Source organism: Methylobacterium hispanicum (genome assembly GCF_022179285.1).
GTDB lineage: Bacteria > Pseudomonadota > Alphaproteobacteria > Rhizobiales > Beijerinckiaceae > Methylobacterium > Methylobacterium hispanicum.
The window spans coordinates 1-19,646 of sequence record NZ_BPQO01000042.1; the positions used below are offsets into that span (position 1 = coordinate 1).

Annotated in this window: 22 protein-coding genes; 21 read left to right on the forward strand and 1 reads right to left on the reverse strand. The window is 71.4% G+C overall.

What is annotated here, in order from left to right; translation table 11 throughout:
• Window positions 1-115: 115 nt before the first annotated feature.
• Entirely contained in the window at window positions 116-610 is a 495-nt protein-coding gene (locus MFF56_RS29255) for a pilus assembly protein N-terminal domain-containing protein (RefSeq protein WP_238231958.1), read from the reverse strand.
• Window positions 611-998: 388 nt separating this feature from the next.
• Between MFF56_RS29255 and MFF56_RS29260 the strand changes: the two genes are divergently transcribed.
• From MFF56_RS29260 to MFF56_RS29360, 21 genes are all read left to right on the forward strand, one after another.
• Window positions 999-1,163: a Flp family type IVb pilin gene (locus MFF56_RS29260; protein WP_066921433.1), complete on the forward strand. Its 165-nt coding sequence runs from the start codon at window positions 999-1,001 to the stop codon at window positions 1,161-1,163.
• A gap of 163 nt (window positions 1,164-1,326) precedes the next feature.
• Window positions 1,327-1,833, forward strand: a complete 507-nt coding sequence (locus tag MFF56_RS29265) for an A24 family peptidase (RefSeq protein ID WP_066921431.1) — start codon at window positions 1,327-1,329, stop codon at window positions 1,831-1,833.
• A gap of 125 nt (window positions 1,834-1,958) precedes the next feature.
• Entirely contained in the window at window positions 1,959-2,759 is an 801-nt protein-coding gene (gene cpaB, locus MFF56_RS29270) for a Flp pilus assembly protein CpaB (RefSeq protein ID WP_238231960.1), read from the forward strand.
• 8 nt (window positions 2,760-2,767) lie between these two features.
• Window positions 2,768-4,300 (forward strand): type II and III secretion system protein family protein, encoded by a 1,533-nt coding sequence (locus tag MFF56_RS29275; RefSeq protein WP_373324229.1) that lies wholly within the window; start codon window positions 2,768-2,770, stop codon window positions 4,298-4,300.
• A 69-nt stretch (window positions 4,301-4,369) separates the two neighbouring features.
• Window positions 4,370-5,107 (forward strand): CpaD family pilus assembly protein, encoded by a 738-nt coding sequence (locus MFF56_RS29280; protein ID WP_238231964.1) that lies wholly within the window; start codon window positions 4,370-4,372, stop codon window positions 5,105-5,107.
• Window positions 5,108-5,162: 55 nt separating this feature from the next.
• The gene (locus MFF56_RS29285) at window positions 5,163-6,416 is read left to right on the forward strand and encodes an AAA family ATPase (RefSeq protein ID WP_238231965.1); all 1,254 of its coding nucleotides are present in this window, start codon (window positions 5,163-5,165) and stop codon (window positions 6,414-6,416) included.
• 30 nt (window positions 6,417-6,446) lie between these two features.
• Window positions 6,447-7,904, forward strand: a complete 1,458-nt coding sequence (locus MFF56_RS29290) for a TadA family conjugal transfer-associated ATPase (RefSeq protein WP_238231967.1) — start codon at window positions 6,447-6,449, stop codon at window positions 7,902-7,904.
• Window positions 7,901-8,878, forward strand: a complete 978-nt coding sequence (locus MFF56_RS29295) for a type II secretion system F family protein (protein WP_066924326.1) — start codon at window positions 7,901-7,903, stop codon at window positions 8,876-8,878. Before MFF56_RS29290 ends, MFF56_RS29295 begins: the two co-directional genes overlap by 4 nt.
• A 23-nt stretch (window positions 8,879-8,901) precedes the next feature.
• Window positions 8,902-9,870 carry a type II secretion system F family protein gene (locus MFF56_RS29300; protein ID WP_066924327.1) on the forward strand — a complete coding sequence of 323 codons (969 nt, stop codon included), beginning with the start codon at window positions 8,902-8,904 and terminating at the stop codon, window positions 9,868-9,870.
• A gap of 182 nt (window positions 9,871-10,052) precedes the next feature.
• Window positions 10,053-10,367, forward strand: a complete 315-nt coding sequence (gene rplU, locus MFF56_RS29305; protein WP_066924329.1) for a 50S ribosomal protein L21 — start codon at window positions 10,053-10,055, stop codon at window positions 10,365-10,367.
• A gap of 88 nt (window positions 10,368-10,455) precedes the next feature.
• A complete protein-coding gene (gene rpmA, locus MFF56_RS29310; protein ID WP_066924330.1) occupies window positions 10,456-10,722 on the forward strand; it encodes a 50S ribosomal protein L27 in 267 nt (88 codons plus the stop codon).
• Between the two features lie 195 nt (window positions 10,723-10,917).
• The gene (locus MFF56_RS29315) at window positions 10,918-11,511 is read left to right on the forward strand and encodes a GNAT family N-acetyltransferase (RefSeq protein ID WP_238231969.1); all 594 of its coding nucleotides are present in this window, start codon (window positions 10,918-10,920) and stop codon (window positions 11,509-11,511) included.
• Between the two features lie 106 nt (window positions 11,512-11,617).
• Window positions 11,618-12,649, forward strand: coding sequence for a GTPase ObgE (gene obgE / locus MFF56_RS29320; protein ID WP_066918555.1), 1,032 nt, complete (start codon window positions 11,618-11,620; stop codon window positions 12,647-12,649).
• Window positions 12,650-12,689: 40 nt separating this feature from the next.
• On the forward strand, window positions 12,690-12,809 hold the full coding sequence (locus MFF56_RS29325; protein ID WP_197430419.1) for a type II toxin-antitoxin system VapC family toxin: 120 nt from the start codon (window positions 12,690-12,692) through the stop codon (window positions 12,807-12,809).
• Window positions 12,806-13,939: a glutamate 5-kinase gene (proB, locus tag MFF56_RS29330; RefSeq protein WP_066918553.1), complete on the forward strand. Its 1,134-nt coding sequence runs from the start codon at window positions 12,806-12,808 to the stop codon at window positions 13,937-13,939. The genes MFF56_RS29325 and proB overlap by 4 nt, the downstream gene beginning before the upstream one ends.
• 99 nt (window positions 13,940-14,038) lie before the next feature.
• Window positions 14,039-15,340: a glutamate-5-semialdehyde dehydrogenase gene (locus MFF56_RS29335; RefSeq protein WP_066918551.1), complete on the forward strand. Its 1,302-nt coding sequence runs from the start codon at window positions 14,039-14,041 to the stop codon at window positions 15,338-15,340.
• Between the two features lie 7 nt (window positions 15,341-15,347).
• Window positions 15,348-16,001: a nicotinate-nucleotide adenylyltransferase gene (locus MFF56_RS29340; RefSeq protein ID WP_082772822.1), complete on the forward strand. Its 654-nt coding sequence runs from the start codon at window positions 15,348-15,350 to the stop codon at window positions 15,999-16,001.
• Window positions 16,002-16,097: 96 nt separating this feature from the next.
• Window positions 16,098-16,451 (forward strand): ribosome silencing factor, encoded by a 354-nt coding sequence (rsfS, locus tag MFF56_RS29345; RefSeq protein WP_197430420.1) that lies wholly within the window; start codon window positions 16,098-16,100, stop codon window positions 16,449-16,451.
• A 9-nt stretch (window positions 16,452-16,460) separates the two neighbouring features.
• Window positions 16,461-16,958 carry a 23S rRNA (pseudouridine(1915)-N(3))-methyltransferase RlmH gene (gene rlmH, locus MFF56_RS29350; protein WP_066918549.1) on the forward strand — a complete coding sequence of 166 codons (498 nt, stop codon included), beginning with the start codon at window positions 16,461-16,463 and terminating at the stop codon, window positions 16,956-16,958.
• A gap of 15 nt (window positions 16,959-16,973) precedes the next feature.
• Window positions 16,974-18,314, forward strand: coding sequence for a murein hydrolase activator EnvC family protein (locus MFF56_RS29355; protein ID WP_066918547.1), 1,341 nt, complete (start codon window positions 16,974-16,976; stop codon window positions 18,312-18,314).
• Window positions 18,314-19,636, forward strand: a complete 1,323-nt coding sequence (locus MFF56_RS29360; protein ID WP_066918545.1) for a S41 family peptidase — start codon at window positions 18,314-18,316, stop codon at window positions 19,634-19,636. Before MFF56_RS29355 ends, MFF56_RS29360 begins: the two co-directional genes overlap by 1 nt.
• Window positions 19,637-19,646: the final 10 nt, after the last annotated feature.

The following is a 19,646-nucleotide window of genomic DNA, read 5'->3' on the forward strand; positions in this document are numbered from 1 at the left end:
GTCGTCGAGAGCCCGGTCTCGGAGGCGCGCCTGCGCGCCATGTTCGAGGCCGTCGACGCCGTCCTGCGCCAGAACCCAGAGGTCGGCGCCTACAACCAGACCATCTAGGGCCCGCTCAGCGCTCCGGACCGCCCGTCGCCATCTTGCGGCGGGCGTCCGCCTGGCCGCTGACCGAGCCGTAATACTCGGCCGCGTCGCCGAGCTGGGCCGAGGGCTGGCAGACCGGCGTGCAGGAATAGGAGTTCCGGTCGAGCGCGCCGCGCTGGACCGTGACGACGGAGGTCTGCGCGGCATCGACGCGGATCGTCGTCTCGGCGATCATCGCGCCGGCGCCGTCGAGGGCGATGAGGTTGGTCGAGCCGAAGCTCTTGCCGGTGAGCACGATCACGCCGTTCTTCTGCAGGGTCACGTCAGCGATGATCGGGTTGCCGACGATGATCGTCTGGGTCCGCTCGGGCAGGCGCATCACCTTGGCGTTGTCGACGAAGACCGTGACGACGGGCGGCGTCTCCGGAGCCGCGAGGGCGGCCGAGGTCGCGATCAGGAGGCCGGCGACCGGGCCGAGGCCGGCGGCAAGACCTTTGGCGAGGCGGGGCAGGAGACGGCGCATGGCTCGCGGCACTCTGGAATTCTCGGCGGCCGCCGGCCGCGCGGGCGGCGGTTCCGCATCTGGCCGCCAGAAGAGCGCGGATTGGTGAAGGAAGGCCTAAGCCCGCCCGCCGGGCGGGAGTGGCCCCGCCGGCGCGGCCGGGCCGTCGCGGCCCCTCCGGCCAAGGGAAGATCCAAGCGAGGATCATGGACCGACGACAGGTTTTTGTCCTGTGCGATCGTGCCGACAACCTTTCCTTCACCAAGATTCCGGCCACGCCCGCGTGCCGGGATGAGGGGGACCGACTTAACCGAATTTCAAGGCGGCTTGAGACATCCTGCACCCGTCGCCGATCGAGACCGCAGAGCTTCGACGGCCCTCGCACGTCGTTGAACCAAGGATCGTTCCCATGAAGTCTGTCTTCAAGCGCTTCGCCTCCGACGAGTCCGGCGCCACCGCGATCGAGTACGGCATGATCGCCGCCCTGATCGCCGTGGTCATCATCGGCACCCTGAAGATCATCGGCACTCAGCTCAACGCGAAGTTCAACGCGATCTCGGCCCAGCTCAACTGATCCGGACGGCGCGCCGGACCGGCGCCCGGCCGGTCCCGGGACGCGCCGGCCAACCCGGCGGCGCGGCCGATTCCGCCCTGGCGCGGGATCGGCCGCGCCGCGTTCGGGGTGCCTGTCGATTCCGCGCCGCACATCCGACCACCCGCGCTGAGCACGAGACGCCATGGCCACGCTCGGAATCCTGGTGATCTTCCCGTTCCTGATGGCCTACGCCGCGGCGAGCGACCTGTTGACCATGCTGATCCCGAACCGGATCTCGCTGGCGCTCGTGGCGGCCTTCGCTGTCCTGGCCTGCACCGGCCTGATGTCGGCGCAGGAGATCGGCCTGCATCTGGGCGCCGCCGCGCTCGTCCTCACCGTCACCTTCGCCCTGTTCGCCTTCGGGGTGATCGGCGGGGGCGACGCCAAGCTGGCCGCCGCGACCGCGCTGTGGCTCGGCTTCGACGGCCTCGTCGATTATCTCCTGGTCGCCTCGCTGCTGGGCGGCGGCCTGACGCTGGCGCTCCTGGCCGCGCGCAGCCATCCCCTGCCCAGGGCCGCCGCGCGCCTGCCGTTCGTCCTGCACCTGCACGATGCCAAGACGGGCGTTCCCTACGGCATCGCGCTCGCCGCCGCGGCACTTCTCGTCTTCCCCGAGACGGTCGTCTGGGCGCGCGCGATCTCGGCCTGATCGTGCCGGGATCGACACGGGCGGAACCCGGCCCGGTGACCTCCCCTTAACCATACCTACACGAATGCCCGGGCAGACTGTCCCGGACGGCGAACCCCACGCCGTCCCGGATGCCGTGGGCCGACATGCAACCAGCACGCCTTGCCGTCCTCGCCATCGCCCTCGTCGCGGGCGGTGGGGCGGCGTTTCTGATGAGCGGGGGTGACCCGCCCCCGCCCCCGCCCGTCGTGCGGGTCGAGGCACCGCCGCCCGCGCCCGTGAGCGAGGTGCTGGTCGCCGCGGCCGAGCTGCCGATGGGCCAGGTTCTCCAGGCGGCGGACCTGCGCTGGCAGAAATGGCCCGACGACGCGCTCGTGTCCGGCTACATCGCCCGCAAGGTCAACCCGAAGGCCCTGGAGGAGACGGTCGGCGCCACGGTGCGCTCCGCCTTCCTGCCGGGCGAGCCCGTGCGCCCGCAGAAGCTCGTGCGGCCCGAGAGCGGCTTCATGGCGGCGATCCTGCCGCCGGGCATGCGCGCGGTCGCCATCGTCACCGACAGCCGCGGCACCAACTCGGCGGGCGGCTTCATCCTGCCGAACGACCGGGTGGACGTGATCCGCACCGCCCGCGACGAGGACGGCTCGCGCGCGGGCGGCGCCGACGTGCAAACCGCGCAGACGATCCTCACGGACGTGCGCGTCCTGGCGGTGGGTCAGCTGATCCAGGAGAAGAACGGCACCAACGTCGTCACCGGCGAGACCGCGACGCTCGCGCTCACCCCCGCCCAGGCCGAGACGATCACGCTGGCCCAGAAGGTCGGTGCTCTCTCGCTCGCGCTGCGCAGCCTCTCCGATTCCGGCCGCACCGCCGAGCCAGAGCCGCTGCAGAACACCAACGCCCTCACGGTCGTGCGCTTCGGCGTCGCCCGTCAGCAATCCACCCGGTGATGGCCGCGATGCCCCGCTCCCCCGCCCGCCCCCGCGCCCGCTCGGGCCGCCGCCTGAGCCTCGGCCTGAGCCTCGGCCTGGCGCTCGCCGCCGGCACCGCCGCGGCGCAGGAGCGCCAGATCCTCGGGCCGCCGCCGGCCATCGCCATCGGCAACGCCGAGGCCAACACCACCCGCAAGGTCGAGATGACGGCCGGGCGCTCGGTGATCATCGACCTGCCGCGCGACGCCAAGGAGGTGTTCGTGGCAAACCCCAAGGTCGCCAACGCCGTGGTGCGCTCGACCCGCAAGGTCTTCGTCATCGGCATGGAGAACGGCACCACCTCGATCTTCATCCTCGACGCGGAGGGACGCCAGATCGCCGCCCTCGACGTCACGGTGGCGCGCGACCTCAACCTCAACGTGCTGCGCCAGATCCTCGGCCAGAGCATCCCGGGCGGGCGCTTCGACGTGCGCTCCAGCGGCGATTCGGTGCTGCTGTCGGGCTCGGTGAACTCTGCGGCGGAGGCCCAGCAGGCCATCGACATCGCCAACGCCTTCGTGGGCTCGTCGGGAGGCGGCGGCGGCGGCGGGGCCAGCAGCGCGGGCATCGCGGGCGGCGCCCGCGGGGCGGTGATCAACAACCTGACGATCCGCGGCAAGGATCAGGTGATGCTGCGCGTCACCGTCGCGGAGGTCTCGCGCACCGTCCTGAAGCAGCTCGGCGTCAACCTGAGCGGCGGCTGGTCGAACCTCAACTTCGTGAACGCCGCACCGCTCGCCGTGTCCGGCGGCCAGTTCCCCAACGGCAACCTGATCTCCGGCACGATCACGGGGGCGGGCGGCGCGAGCCTGACGGCGACGCTGAAGGCCTTCGAGCAGGCGGGCGTCTCGCGCATCCTCGCCGAGCCGACGCTCACCGCGATCTCGGGCGAGTCGGCCAAGTTCACCGCGGGCGGCGAGTTGCCGGTCCCGTCGAGCCAGTCCTGCACGCCGGCCCTCGTCCCCGGGCAGCAGCCGACCTGCGTCGTCGGCATCGCGTTCAAGAAGTACGGCGTCAGCCTGAACTTCACGCCCGTGGTCCAGTCCGAGAACCGGATCTCGATCCGCGTCGGAACCGAGGTCAGCGAGGTCGATCCGCAGAACTCCTACAGCTTCGTCAGCGGCAACGCGACGACCGCCGTGCCGGGCCTGACGGTGCGCAACTCCGAGACGACCGTCGAGCTGCCCTCGGGCAGCACCATGATGACGGCCGGCCTGATCCAGCAGAAGAGCAAGGCGGCGGTCTCCGGCCTGCCGGGCCTCGTCAACCTGCCGATCCTGGGCGCCCTGTTCCGCAGCCGCGACTACCAGCGGCAGGAGACGGAGCTGATGATCATGGTGACCCCCTACATCGCCAAGCCGATGGAGCAGCGCCAGGTCACCCGGCCCGACGAGGGCTTCGTGGACGCCACCGACGGCCAGGGCGTCCTGCTCGGACAGATCAACCGCCTCTACGGCGTGGCGGGCGCCCAGCCCCTCGGCCGCGCCTATCGCGGGCGCGTCGGCTTCATCACCGACTGAGCCCCCGGCAACCGACATCCTCGGGCGGCGACGCCCGGTCCGGCACCCCGACCAGGATCTTCCCGCGCGATGCACCCGCCCCTGCCCCGCCCGACCCCTCTCGCCGCGGCGGCGCTCGCCGCCCTCATCGGCACGGCGCTCGGCGCCTGCCAGGGCGACCGCACGACCACCGGCTCGGTCTACCCCCACGATTACCGCGCCCGCCACCCGATCGTGCTCGCCGACGACGCCCGCACGCTCGACGTCTTCCCGAACGGGACCGGGCATCTCGATCCGCGCCAGGCCGCCGACGTCGATGCGTTCGTGCTGGAGTACCGGCGCTACGGCCGCGGCACGCTGACGGTCGAGGTGCCGCGCGGCGTGGCGCCCGGCGTCGGCGCCGCGACCGAGCGCACCGTCGCGACCGTGCGGCGGCTGGCGGCCTCGGGCGGCGTGGGCGCGGGCGAGCTGGTCCTCTCGGGCTACCCGGTGGCCAATCCGGGCCTCGCGGCGCCGGTACGGCTCGGCTTCCAGCGCCTGCAGGCGCGGGTCGCCGACAAGTGCGGGCTGTTCCCGCAGGATCTCGGCTTCAGCACGCCGATGACGAACCTGCGCAACGAGCCGGCCTGGAACCTCGGCTGCGCCACGCAGGCCAACGTCGCGGCCCAGGTCGCCGACCCGGTGGATCTCGTGCGGGGCCGCACCGAGGGCCGGATCGACACCGCCCGCCGGGTCAAGGACATCGGCCAGATCCGCGACGGCAAGGATCCGTCAACCAACTGGCGGCAGGATGGCCAGACGAACGTGGGCAGCCGCCTGGGCCTCTGAACCAGCCCCTGCCGCGAACCTCCCCGCTCCGGACCCGAGACGGAACACCTGACCCATGCCGGACCCCTCCGAGACACCCGAGCGCATGATCGCACCGGTGCCGCGGATCACCATCCAGGCCTTCTGCGAGACGCCCGAGACCGCCGCGACCGTCGAGGGCGCGGGCGCCGACCGGCGCCTGCAGAAGGCCCATCTCAAGGTGCAGATGGGCGGCGCCGCCGCGGCGGTGGAGGCCTACCGCAGCGCGCCGACGCCCAACGTCATCCTGATCGAGACGCAAGGGGCCCGCACCAAGCCGCTCGAGTACCTCGACCAGCTGGCCGAGGTCTGCGACGAGGGCACGCGGGTCATCGTCATCGGCCACGTCAACGACGTCGGCCTCTACCGGCAGTTCATCCAGCGCGGCGTGAGCGACTACCTGATCGCGCCGGTCGATCCGCTGGACCTGATCGCCTCGATCTCTGACCTGTTCTCGGCGCCGGGCGTGAAGCCGGTCGGGCGCACCGTCGCGGTCTGCGGCGTGCGCGGAGGGGTCGGCGCCTCGACCATCGCCCACAACCTGGCCTGGACGATCGCCCGCAGCCAGAAGCTGCAGACCGTGATCGCCGACCTCGACATCGCCTTCGGCACCGCGAGCCTCAACTTCAACCAGGATCCGCCCCAGGGCATCGCCGAGGCGGTGTTCGCGCCCGAGCGGCTCGACTCGGCGCTGGTGGAGCGCCTCCTCTCGAAGTGCAGCGAGCACCTGAGCCTGCTCTCGGCGCCCGCCACCCTCGACCGGACGATCGATCTCTCCGAGCCCGCCTTCGACGGGCTGATCGAGCACCTGCGCGCGGCCGTGCCCTGCATCGTGCTCGACGTGCCCCATCTCTGGAGCGCGTGGTCGCGCCGCGTGCTGACGGGCGCGGACGAGCTGGTGATCGTGAGCGGGCCCGACCTCGCCTCGCTGCGCAACGCCAAGAACCTGCTGACCGCGCTCCAGCACGGGCGGCCGAACGATCGGGCCCCGCGCATCGTCCTCAACGGCGCGGGCATGCCCAAGCGCCCCGAGATCGGCGCGGCGGAGTTCGCCAAGGCGCTCGACACGACGCTCGCCGCCACGATCCCCTTCGAGCCGGCCCTGTTCGGCACGGCGGCCAACAACGGCCAGATGATCGCCGAGGTGCAGGCGGGATCGAAGGTGGCCGACATGTTCTCCGAGCTCGCCGCCACGATCCTCGGCCGGCCCGAGCCGCGCCGGACCCGCGCGAACCTGCTCGAACCGCTTCAGCCGCTCCTGGCCAAGCTCGCCCGCCGCAAGGCGTCCTGACCCCGGCTCCAGAGCCCGAGGAGGCCCGCCATGTTCGGTCGCAGAAGCGCCGTCGCCCACCCGGCCTCCCCGGCGGGCGCCGCCCTGGCCGCCGCGCCGGTCGCGCAGGCGGCGGTCCCCGTCCTCCAGCAGCCCGACGCGCCCGCCCGGCGCCCCGACCCGATCCCGGTCTCCGCGCCGGTCGTGGTCGAGACGCAGCGCTCGGAGGAATACTATCGCACCAAGAGCATGATCTTCGGCGCGCTGATCGAGGCGATTGACCTCACCCAGCTCGCCCGCCTCGACGGCGAGACGGCGCGCGAGGAGATCCGCGACATCGTCTCGGAGATCATCGGCCTCAAGAACATCGTCCTGTCGATCTCCGAGCAGGAGGAGCTGCTCGACGACATCTGCAACGACGTGCTCGGCTACGGCCCGCTGGAGCCGCTGCTCGCCCGCGACGACATCGCCGACATCATGGTCAACGGCGCGAACCGGACCTTCATCGAGGTCGGCGGCAAGATCCAGCTCACCAGCGTGCGCTTCCGCGACAACCATCAGCTGATGAACATCTGCCAGCGCATCGTCTCCCAGGTGGGCCGGCGCGTCGACGACGCCTCGCCGATCTGCGATGCGCGCCTGCCGGACGGCTCGCGCGTCAACGTGATCGCGCCCCCGCTCTCCATCGACGGGCCGGCGCTCACCATCCGCAAGTTCAAGAAGGACAAGCTCACCCTCGACCAGCTCGTGCGCTTCGGCGCGATCTCGCCGGAGGGCGCCGAGATCCTGAAGATCATCGGGCGCTCGCGCTGCAACGTGGTGATCTCGGGGGGCACGGGCTCGGGCAAGACGACCCTGCTCAACTGCCTCACCGCCTTCATCGAGCACGACGAGCGCATCATCACCTGCGAGGACGCGGCCGAGCTGCAATTGCAGCAGCCCCACGTGGTGCGCCTGGAGACGCGGCCGCCCAACATGGAGGGCCAGGGCCAGGTCACCATGCGCGACCTCGTCAAGAACTGCCTGCGCATGCGGCCCGAGCGCATCATCGTCGGCGAGGTGCGCGGACCGGAGGCCTTCGACCTCCTGCAGGCGATGAACACCGGCCACGACGGCTCGATGGGGACGCTGCACGCCAACTCGCCGCGCGAGTGCCTGTCCCGCATCGAGTCGATGATCTCGATGGGCGGCTTCACCCTGCCCTCGCGGACGCTGCGGGAGATGATCGTCGGCTCGATCGACGTGGTGATCCAGGCGATGCGCCTGCGCGACGGCTCGCGCCGGATCACGCACATCACCGAGGTGATCGGCATGGAGGGCGACGTGATCACCACGCAGGACGTCTTCCTCTACGACATCGTGGGCGAGGACCAGAACGGCCGCCTGATCGGGCGCCACCGCTCGACCGGGATCGGCCGGCCGAAATTCTGGGAGCGCGCCCGCTACTACGGGCTGGAGCAGAAGCTCTCCGCGGCGCTCGACGCCGCCGAGACGGGAGCGGCGGCGTGAGCGGCGCGGTCGATCCGCGGATCGCGATCGGGCTCGGCGCCTTCGCGGCCGCCTGCCTCGTCTACGTCTTCGTGCTGCCGCTGATGGGCGGCGAGCGCCGGGCCGCGCAGCGCCTGAAGACGCTGACGCTTCCGGCCGGCAACGCCCAGGTGCGGGTGGCCGGCGTGAGCCGGCGCGACCAGATCGCCAAGACGCTGAGCGAGATCGACGCCAAGGCGAAGGGTACCACGAAGGTCACGCTGGAGCTGAAGATCGCCCGCGCCGGCCTGCCCTGGAGCGTGAAGACCTTCTGGATGATCTCGGGCGGCATCGGGCTCGTGCTCGCGCTCCTGCTCCTGATGATCACCGAGAACCCGCTGGTGGCGCTCGGCGGCGTGTTCGTCGGCACCGTCGGCGTGCCGCAGTACATCCTGCGCACCCTGCGCGTGCGCCGGATCGCGAAGTTCACGGCCGAGCTGCCCAATGCCGTCGACGTCGTGGTGCGCGGCATCCGCACGGGCATCCCGGTGGGCGACTGCTTCCGCATGGTCTCGCGCGAGGCCGAGGAGCCGGTGCGCGGCGAGTTCCGCACCATCATCGAGACGCAGGCGCTGGGCCTGTCGCTGGCCGAGTCCGTGGCGCGCCTCCACGAGCGGGTGCCGGTGCCGGAGGTGAACTTCTTCGCCATCGTCATCAGCATCCAGCAGCAATCGGGCGGCAACCTCTCGGAGGCCCTGAACAACCTCTCGCGGGTGCTGCGCGAGCGCCGCAAGATGGCCGGCAAGGTCCAGGCGATGAGCATGGAGGCCAAGGCGTCGGCCTCGATCATCGCGGCCCTGCCCTTCGGCGTCGCCGGCATCACGACGCTGACGAGCCCGGACTACATCTCGCTCCTCTGGACGACCGATGCGGGCAAGATCGCCCTGGCCGCCTCCGCCCTGTGGATGGCCGCCGGGATCTTCACCATCAAGAAGATGATCGCCTTCGACATCTGACCGGATCCGTTGAGGCTTCCCGCATGCTCGAACAGATCGCCGCGTGGCTCTTCGATCCCCGCACCCTGGGCACGGTGCTGACCGCGATCGCCGCGGCGGCGACCGCCTTCGCGATCGCCCAGCCGCTGCTCGAAGCCGACAAGCTCGGCAAGCGGATGAAGCTCGTCAGCGACGAGCGCGAGCAGATCCGCCGCCGCGAGCGCGAGAAGGCCTCGACGCGGGCCACGCTCCGGGTCGAGACCAAGACCTACATGAAGGAGGTCGTCGAGCGGTTCGACCTGCGCCGCTGGCTCGGCACCGACACCGCGAAGGTCAAGCTCATGCAGGCGGGCTACCGCGGCCCGCAATCCGAGACGGCCTTCCTGTTCTTCCGCCTCGTCATGCCCGTCGTGATGACGGTGGGGGCGATCTTCTACTTCTTCGTGCTGGAGGTGCTGGACCAGCCGACGCTCGTGCGCGTCGCCCTGGTGATCGTGGCGGCGTATCTGGGCATCAAGGCGCCGGAGCTGTTCCTGCTCAACACCGCCAAGAAGCGGCAGGCCGAGGTGCGCAAGGCCTGGCCCGACGCCCTCGACCTCACGCTGATCTGCGTGGAATCCGGCATGGCGATCGAGCACGCCTTCAAGCGCGTCAGCACCGAGATCGCCACCTCCTCGGTCGTGCTGGCCGAGGAACTGGCCCTGATGACGGCCGAGATGTCCTACCTGCCGGACCGCCGCCAGGCCTACGAGAACCTCGCCATCCGCATCGGGCTCGATCCCGTGAAGGCGGTCGCCACCGCGCTGATCCAGGCCGAGCGCTACGGCACGCCGATCGGGCAGGCGCTGCGCGTGCTCTCCCAGGAGAGCCGCGACCAGCGCATGACGGAGGCCGAGAAGAAGGCCGCGGCGCTCCCCCCGAAGCTCACCGTGCCGATGATCCTGTTCTTCCTGCCGGTGCTGTTCGTGGTGATCATCACGCCGGCGGTGATCCAGATCATGCGCGTGAACTGATCCCGCGCCCGATCCTTGACAAAGCGCCGACCCGCGGCCTATCCACCGGGCACCACGCGCGGCTTCCTCGCAGAAGTCCGCGCGTTTCGCGTTGATGCCGGCCACGCGCCGGGGTCACGACTCAAACAAGAAGCCGGCCCAGGGGATCCGCCCCGGAGGCCGTTCGAGAACACGAGAGAACGATGTTCGCAGTCATCAAGACGGGCGGCAAGCAGTACCGCGTCGCCGCCAACGACACCATCACGATCGCCACCCTCCCGGGCGAGGAAGGCTCCACCGTCGAGTTCGGCGAGATCCTGCTCTTCGCCGACGGCGCGGGCGCCACTCAGGTCGGCGCGCCGACGCTGTCCGGCATCACGGTGACGGGCGAGATCGTCCGCCACGGCCGGGACAAGAAGGTCATCGCCTTCAAGAAGCGCCGCCGCCAGAACTCGCGCCGCAAGCGCGGCCATCGCCAGCACCACACGGTGGTCCGCATCACCGGCATCCAGGCCTGATCCAGGTCTGACAGCGCTGGGCGCGCGAAGGGTCTCCGGACCCGGACCGCGACCGCATCCCCGACCCCAAGAATTCGGAGCATCTCCCATGGCACACAAGAAGGCTGGCGGCTCGTCCCGCAACGGTCGCGACTCGGAAGGCCGGCGCCTCGGCGTCAAGAAGTTCGGCTCGGAGGCCGTCATTCCGGGCAACATCATCGTGCGTCAGCGCGGCACCAAATGGCATCCCGGCAGCAACGTCGGCATGGGCAAGGACCACACCCTGTTCGCCCTCGTACCCGGCAAGGTGCAATTCGAGACGCGCCGCGGGCGCGCCTTCGTGACGGTGGTGCCGGCTCTCGAGGCGGCAGAGTAAGCGGCGGGCGCGCGTAGGCGAAGCGAGCGTCCCGCCGGTGTCCCAGACACCCGGCAGACGGTCCCGAGCCAGCACCGCGCATCGCGCGGGCCAGCACCGGACGGAACCAGCGGGGAGGATGGGGCACCATCCTCCCCTTCGTCGTCTCTGACCGCGGCGCCCTCCCGAGCGAGGCGCCGCCCGCGAGGTGACACGATGTTCCCCGACCTGACCCGCGACGACGTCTTCCGGATCGAGACGGGCCGCCTCTGGCTGCGCTGGCCGATGGCGAAGGACGCGGGCGCGATCCTGCGCCTCGCCGGCGACCCGGCGGTGGCGGAGATGACCGCCCGGATCCCGCACCCGCTGCCCCGGGCCGAGGTGGACGCCTTCCTGCTGCGGGCGCGCACCGAGAACGCCGCCGGCACCGGCCTCACCCTGGCCCTGGCGCGGCGCTCCGCGCCCGCGGAACTCGTCGGGATCGTCGGCATCGTCGCGGGCGAGGCCGAGCCCGAGCTCGGCTACTGGCTCGGCCAGCCCCACTGGGGCGGCGGCCTGATGCGCGAGGCGGTCGCGGCGCTCCTCGATGCCTACTTCGCCTATGCGGGCGGCGCGGTCGTGGCGGCCTCGGCGCGGACCGACAACCCGGCCTCGCGCCGGCTGCTGGAACGGTGCGGCTTCGTCCGGACTGTGGTCGCGACCCGCCCCTGCCCGGCGCGCGGCGGCGTGACGGTGGACCTGTTCCGCCTCGAGCGCGCGCGCTGGCTGGGCTCGGCCACGACCGGCGCCGGGGCCGCCCGCGCGGCGTGAGCGGCGGCGTGGAACCGGACGCGGAACTCGCTTCGCGTCCGGTCGCTGAGTGTATGATGGCAGGCGGAACTGGCCCCGGGGGCCGTTCCCGGAAGGATGTGTCGCCGTGAAGTTCCTCGACGAAGCCAAGGTCTATGTCCGCTCCGGCGACGGCGGGGCCGGCTGCGTGTCGTTCCGCCGGGAGAAGTTCATCGAGTTCGGCGGCCCGAACGGCGGCGACGGCGGGCGCGGCGGCGACGTCTGGATCGAGTGCGTGCAGGGCCTCAACACCCTGATCGACTACCGCTACCAGCAGCACTTCAAGGCGAAGAAGGGCGAGCACGGCATGGGCTCGAACCGCCACGGCGCCAACGGGTCCGACGTGGTGCTGAAGGTGCCCGCCGGCACGCAGGTGCTGGCCGAGGACGGCGAGACCCTGATCGCCGACCTCACCGAGATCGGCCAGCGCATCCGGCTCGCCAAGGGCGGCAACGGCGGCTTCGGCAACGCCTACTTCACCACCTCGACCAACCGGGCGCCGAAGCACGCCAATCCGGGCCTTGAGGGCACCGAGATGTGGATCTGGCTGCGCCTCAAGCTGATCGCGGATGCGGGCCTCGTCGGCCTGCCGAACGCCGGCAAGTCGACCTTCCTGGCCACCGTGACGGCGGCCAAGCCCAAGATCGCGGACTACCCCTTCACCACGCTCCATCCCGGGCTCGGCGTCGTCAGCACGGACGGGCGCGAGTTCGTGCTGGCCGACATCCCGGGCCTGATCGAGGGCGCGCACGAGGGCGTCGGCCTCGGCGACAAGTTCCTGGCCCATGTCGAGCGCTGCCGCGTGCTGCTCCACCTCGTCGAGGGCACCAGCGAGGATGCGGGCGAGGCCTACCGGCTGGTCCGGGGCGAGCTGGAGGCCTACGGCAACGATCTCGCCGACAAGCCGGAGATCGTTGCCCTCTCGAAGGCGGACGTGCTCGACCCCGAGACGCTGGAAGCCCAGGTCGCCCGGCTGACGGAGGCCGCGGGCCGCGCGCCGCTGGTGCTTTCCTCCGCCACCCGCCAGGGCGTGCAGGAGGCCCTGCGCGCGCTCGCCTCCACCATCGCGGCGGCCGCGGCCGAGGAGGCCGATGCGAACGCGCCGGCCTGGCAGCCCTGACAGCGGTGCTGCAGCAGGCGACGGGATCTACCGTTCGATCATGAGTTTCAGCGACGAATCGGTCGACGCGGTCGCATCGGTCATGCGCCTGCCCCTCCTGTTCAAGGGCGACGACTTCGTCCACACGGACATCGTCCCCGCCTACAGCCCCGCACCATGACGCCCGCCTCGACACCCGTCCTCGAAGATTTCCGCCGCATCGTCATCAAGGTCGGCTCGGCCCTGCTGGTCGACCGGGCCCGCGGACGCCTGCGGCACGCCTGGCTCGCCGCGCTCGCCGAGGACATCGCCGAGTTGCACGCCCGCGGCGTCGACGTGCTGGTCGTGTCCTCCGGCAGCATCGCGCTCGGCCGCACGGTGCTCGGGCTGGCGCCGGGCGCGCTGAAGCTGGAGGAGAGCCAGGGCGCGGCCTCGGTCGGGCAGATCGCGCTCGCCCGGCACTGGTCGGAGGCGCTCGGCCATCACGGCATCGTGGCGGGTCAGATCCTCGTCACCCCGCAGGACACCGAGGAGCGCCGCCGCTACCTCAACGCCCGCGCCACCGTGCAGAAGCTCCTCGAACTCCGCGCCGTGCCGGTTGTCAACGAGAACGACACGGTCGCCACCAGCGAGATCCGCTACGGCGACAACGACCGCCTCGCCGCCCGCGTCGCGACGATGATCGGCGCCGACGTGCTGGTGCTGTTCTCCGACATCGACGGGCTCTACACCGCCCCGCCCGGCAGCGACCCGGACGCGCGCCATCTCCCGATCGTCGAGCGCATCACCCCGGAGATCGAGGCCATGGCGGGCGGGCCCGCCTCGGAGCTGTCGCGCGGGGGCATGCGCACGAAGGTCGAGGCGGCCAAGATCGCGGTCGGCGGCGGCACCCACATGATCATCGCGGACGGGCGCGAGAAGAACCCGCTGCGCAGCGTGGCCGAGGGCGGGCGCTGCACGTGGTTCCTCTCGGGCTCGACGCCGAACGCCGCGCGCAAGACCTGGATCGCCGGCTCGCTGGAGCCCCGCGGCTGCCTCGTCATCGACGACGGCGCGGTCCGGGCGCTCCAGGGCGGTGCCAGCCTGCTGCCGGTCGGCGTGCGCACGGTCGAGGGCAGCTTCGCCCGCGGCGACGCCGTGATGATCCGCGACCTCGCCGGCCGCACGCTCGGGCGCGGCCTCGTGGCCTACGACAGCGACGAGGCCATGCGGATCATCGGCCATCCGAGCGCGCGCATCGCCGAGCTGCTCACCCATCCGGGCCGCTCCTGGATGGTCCACAGGGACGACCTCGCCCTGTTCGTGGACTAGCTCCGATGTGCGATCCGTGACTTGTTTCGCCGGATCCGGATATGCGAAGACGCGTTGCAATTGATCGGGACTCGACGTTGCGTCGACGGGGTTAGTCACGTGCCTGCTCTGAATTTGAAGTCGGATCTCGCCAATTCCGACGATCTGACGACCCTGATGGCGGGCATCGGCCGGCGCGCCCGCGCCGCCGCCCGGCAGATGGCGCTGGCCCCGGCCCAGACGAAGGACGTGGCGCTCCGCACCATCGCCGAGCGCCTGCGGGCGAGCCGGGAGGTCATCCTGCGCGAGAACGCCCGCGACGTCGCCGCCGCCAAGGCCGCGGGCCAGACCCAGGCGCTGATCGACCGGCTCACCCTCGACGAGAAGCGGCTGGAAGGCATCGCCGCGGCGGTCGAGAAGATCGGCGCACTGCCCGACCCGGTCGGGCGCCAGCTCGCCGCGATCGAGCGGCCCAACGGGCTTCTGATCGAGCGCGTCGCCGTGCCGCTCGGCGTGATCGGCGTGATCTTCGAGAGCCGCCCCAACGTCACGGCCGACGCGGGCGCGCTCTGCCTCAAGGCCGGCAACGCCGCGATCCTGCGCGCGGGCTCGGACAGCCACCGCAGCGCGGTCGCCATCGCGCAGGCGATGAGCGAGGGACTCGCCGCCGCCGGCCTGCCCGCGGACGCCATCCAGATCGTGCCGACCCGCGACCGCGCGGCGGTCGGCGCCATGCTCGCGGGCCTGAACGGCTGCGTCGACGTGATCGTGCCCCGCGGCGGGCGCGGCCTCGTCGAGCGGGTGCAGAGCGAGGCCCGCGTGCCGGTCTTCGCCCATCTCGACGGCATCTGCCATGTCTACGTGCACGGGCAGGCCGACCTCGACATGGCCCGCACCGTTCTCCTCAACAGCAAGATGCGCCGCACCGGCATATGCGGCGCCGCCGAGACGCTGCTGGTCGATCAGGCCTGCGCCGAGACCCATCTGGCGCCGCTCGTCACCGCGCTGCTCGACGCGGGCTGCGCCGTGCGCGGCGACGCGGCCGTCCAGGCGGTCGACGCGCGGGTGAGCGCGGCCAGCGAGGCCGACTGGCGCACCGAATATCTCGACGCGGTGATCTCGGCCCGGGTGGTCGATGGGCTCGACGCGGCGATCGACCACATCGAGACCAACGGCTCGCACCACACCGACGCGATCATCACGGCCAATGCGGAGGCCGCCGCCCGCTTCCTCGCCGAGGTCGATTCGGCCATCGTCACCCACAACGCCTCGACCCAGTTCGCGGACGGGGGCGAATTCGGTTTCGGCGCCGAGATCGGCATCGCCACGGGCCGCATGCACGCCCGCGGGCCGGTCGGCGTCGAGCAGCTGACCACCTTCAAGTACCGGGTCCACGGGAACGGCCAGACGCGGCCCGTCTGACGGGGCCGTGCGGCTGGTCCTGCCGCCCTCCGCACCGGGGATGCGGATCGGGCTCTACGGCGGCTCGTTCAACCCGGCCCATCTCGGGCACCGGCACGTCACGCTGACCGCGCTGCGGCGACTCGGGCTCGACCGGGTCTGGTGGCTTGCCACGCCCGGCAACCCGCTCAAGGACGCGCGCGTGCTGGCGCCGCTGGAGCGGCGCTGCGCGGAGGCCGAACGCGTCGCCGACCATCCGCGCATCGCGGTCACGGGCTTCGAGGCGAGGATCCGCGCGCGCTACACGCGGCAGACCCTGCGCTATCTCGCACGACGCAGGCCCGGCGTGCACTTCGTCTGGATCATGGGCGCCGATTCGCTGACGAGCTTCCACCGCTGGAAGGGCTTTCGCGAGATCGCCGCGACGATGCCCATCGCCATCGTGGACCGCCCGGGCTTCACGCTCACGGCACCCGCCTCCCGCGCCGCGCGGCTCTTCGCCCGGAACCGTGTCCCCGAAGCCGAGGCCCGGACGCTGCCGCTGCGCGCACCGCCGGCCTGGATCTTCCTGCACGGGCCGCGCTCCACGCTGTCGTCAACGCAGATCCGCGCAGAGATCCGCGGTGGCGCCCGGCGCCCGAACGGCGTATTGCAATCGGCTTCCGAACCCTCCACCTTCTGAAGCCTACCGCTCCGGCGGGACCGAACGTAGTTATCAGGAATCGTGACGCTGTCCGAGACGAGCCACAACGGGGCGCAGCAGCCCGAGACCGCCGCGCTGGAGCGGATCGACGATCTGAGGACGCTCGCGCTCGGGTGCCTCGAGGAGATGAAGGCCGAGGAGACGATCGCCATCGATCTCGCCGGCAAGACCTCCCTTGCCGACACCATGATCATCGCGTCCGGCCGCTCGCAGCGCCATGTCGGCTCGATCGCCGACAAGATCCTGCAGGAGATGAAGGCGAAGGGCTTCGGCAACGCCCGGGTCGAGGGCCTGCCGGCCTGCGACTGGGTGCTGATCGATGCGGGCGACGTGCTGGTGCACATCTTCCGCCCCGAGGTCCGCGGCTTCTACAACCTCGAGAAGATGTGGGGCGCCGACCGCCCGGCGGGCCAGGCGCTCGCCGGCTGACGCCATCCCGTGCGCCTCCTTGTCGCGGCGGTCGGGCGGCTGAAGGCTGGGCCCGAGCGGGATCTGGCCGATCGCTACCGCGAGCGCGCCGCCCAGGTCGGGCGCGGGCTCGGCGTGCCGGCCTGCGACATCTTGGAAATCCCCGAGAGCCGGGCGCGGCGCGCCACCGACCGCTGCGCCGAGGAGGCGCAAGGCCTTCTCGCCCACCTGCCGCCGAGCGGCGTTCTCGTCGCCTACGACGAGCGCGGGCGCTCCGATCTCGCGAGCGAGCGCATCGCCGAGCGGATCGGCTCCTGGCGCGACGCGGGACGGCCGGCGTTGACGATCGTGATCGGCGGCGCGGACGGCCACGATGCCTCAATTCGGACGCGGGCCGAGCTGATCCTCTCCTTCGGGGCCGCCACCCTCCCCCACGGACTCGTGCGCGTGCTCGTCCTCGAACAGATCTACCGCTCCATGACGATCCTCGCCGGGCATCCCTACCATCGCGGCGACGTCGGCGCCTGAGGGCCCCATCGCCGCATGACGCCCGCTCTCCGCGCCCTCTCCCTCACGTTTCTGGTCGTCCTTGCGGCAGCGCCCGAGCGCGCCCGGGCCCAGGAAGCGAAGGGCGAGACCAAGGGCGCCGCCGACCCGGACCGCATCCGCAAGGCCGAGGCGGAGCGCGACGGTCGCGCCGAGAACCTCAAACGGATCGAGGAGGCGCTTGCCGCCAGCGGCAGTGCCCGCGCCCAGGCCGAGGCCGAGATCAGCGAGATCGGGCGCGATCGCGCGAAGTTGAACGCGGCGCTCCTCGATGCCGGACGGCAGGCGCAGGCCACCGAGGACCGGATGAACCGGCTGGAGGAGCGTCTCAGGACGCTCGGCGACAGCGAGGCGGCGATCCGCCGCTCGCTCGACGCGCGGCGCGGCGTCATCGCGGAGATCCTGGCGGCCCTCCAGCGCATGGGCCGGCGCCCGCCGCCGGCCGTGCTGGTCAACCCCGAGGACATGCTCCGGGTGATCCGCACCTCGATGCTGCTCGGCGCCGTGGTGCCGGAGCTGCGCGGCGAGGTCGATACGCTGGCGGGCGACCTCACGGAGCTCGTGCGCCTGCGCGGCCTCATCGCCTCCGACAAGCAGGCCCTGCAGAACGACCTCGCCGGCTGGGCTCGCGAGCGTCTGCGTCTCGACACGCTGGTCGCGGCCCGGCGGACCCGTCAGGCCGAGCTGGAGACCAGCGTCGCCGCGGAGCGCGCGCGCGCGGCCGAACTCGGCAACCAGGCCCGCAGCCTGAAGGACCTGCTCGACCGGGTGGAATCCGAGGTCGCCGCCGCCCGGCGCGCGGCCGACGCGGCCAAGGCCGCCGAGGAGCGCGAGGCGCGCGCCACGCAGGAGCGCTTCGCCGCGGCCGGCTTCCGCGATCCCGCCCGGCTCGCCCCGAAGGTGAAGTTCGTGGATGCCCGCGGCGATATCCCGCGGCCCGTCGTGGGCCGCCTCGTGCGCGGCTTCAACCAGCCCGACGGCAACGGCGGGTTGACGCGCGGCATATCGCTCTCGACCCGCGCGAAGGCTGTCGTCGCCTCTCCGGCGGACGGCTGGGTGGCCTTCGCGGGACCCTTCCGGTCCTACGGGCGTCTCTTGATCATCAACGCGGGCGATGGCTACTATCTCTTGCTCGCGGGGATGGATCAGATCGGCGTCGAGGTCGGCCAGTTCGTGCTCGCAGGAGAGCCGGTGGGCAGCATGGGCGAGGGAAGCGTGGCCCAGGCGGCAACTGACCGGACCGATCCGGTTCTGTACGTCGAGTTCAAGAAGGACGGGGGCTCCATCGACCCGGAGCCCTGGTGGGCGAAGAGCCCAAGCGAGAAGGTTCGCGGCTAATGCGCAAGACTTCCCTCATCATGCTCGGCGCGTTCCTGGGCGCCGGGACATCGATGGTCGCGACCCAGACCGACTTCCTGTCGGGCCCGCGCGCCGTCGCAGCCTCCGCCGAGACCTATCGCCAGCTCAGCCTGTTCGGCGACGTGTTCGAGAAGGTGCGGACCGACTACGTCGAGAAGCCCGAGGAGTCGAAGATGATCGAGGCGGCCGTCAACGGCATGCTGACCTCGCTCGACCCGCACTCGAGCTACATGGACGCCAAGGCGTTCCGCGACATGCAGACCACGACCCGCGGCGAGTTCGGCGGGCTGGGCATCGAGGTCACGATGGAGGACGGCCTGATCAAGGTCGTCACCCCGATCGACGACACCCCGGCCTCGAAGGCGGGTCTGCTGGCCAACGACGTGATCACCCAGATCGACGAGGATCAGGTCCAGGGCCTCACCCTGAACCAGGCCGTCGACAAGATGCGCGGGCCCGTGAACTCCGCCGTCAAGCTGAAGATCAGCCGCAAGGAGGCGAAGGACCCGATCGAGGTCACGCTGACCCGCGACGTGATCAAGATCCGCCCGGTGCGCTCGCGCGTCGAGGGCGGGGACGTCGGCTACGTCCGCCTGACCCAGTTCAACGAGCAGACCTTCGACGGCCTGCGCACCGCCGTGGACAAGCTCTCCGGCGAGATCGGCAACGACAAGCTCAAGGGCTACGTGATCGATCTGCGCAACAACCCGGGCGGCCTGCTCGACCAGGCCGTGCTGGTCTCCGACGCCTTCCTCGACCGCGGCGAGATCGTCTCGACCCGCGGGCGCAACCCGGACGAGACGCAGCGCTTCTCGGCCAAGGCCGGCGACATCACCAAGGGCAAGCCGGTGGTGGTGCTGGTCAACGGCGGCTCGGCCTCGGCCTCCGAGATCGTGGCCGGCGCCCTGCAGGATCACAAGCGCGCGACGATCCTCGGCACGCGCTCCTTCGGCAAGGGCTCGGTGCAGTCGATCATCCCGCTCGGCGGCTCGGGCGCGCTCCGTCTCACCACGGCGCGCTACTACACCCCGTCCGGACGCTCCATCCAGGCGAAGGGCATCGAGCCCGACACCGAGGTGCTGCAGGACGTGCCGGACGAGCTGAAGGGCAAGGACGAGACCAAGGGCGAGGCCGGCCTGAAGGGCCACCTCAAGCAGAAGGATACCGAGGAGCGCGGCGGATCCTCCGCCTATGTCCCGCCGGACCCGGCCAAGGACAAGCAGCTCACCGCGGCGATCGATTTCCTGCACGGCATCCAGAAGGGCGCGTCGAACACCCAGAAGCCGAGCCTGCCGAACTGATCGGCGGGAT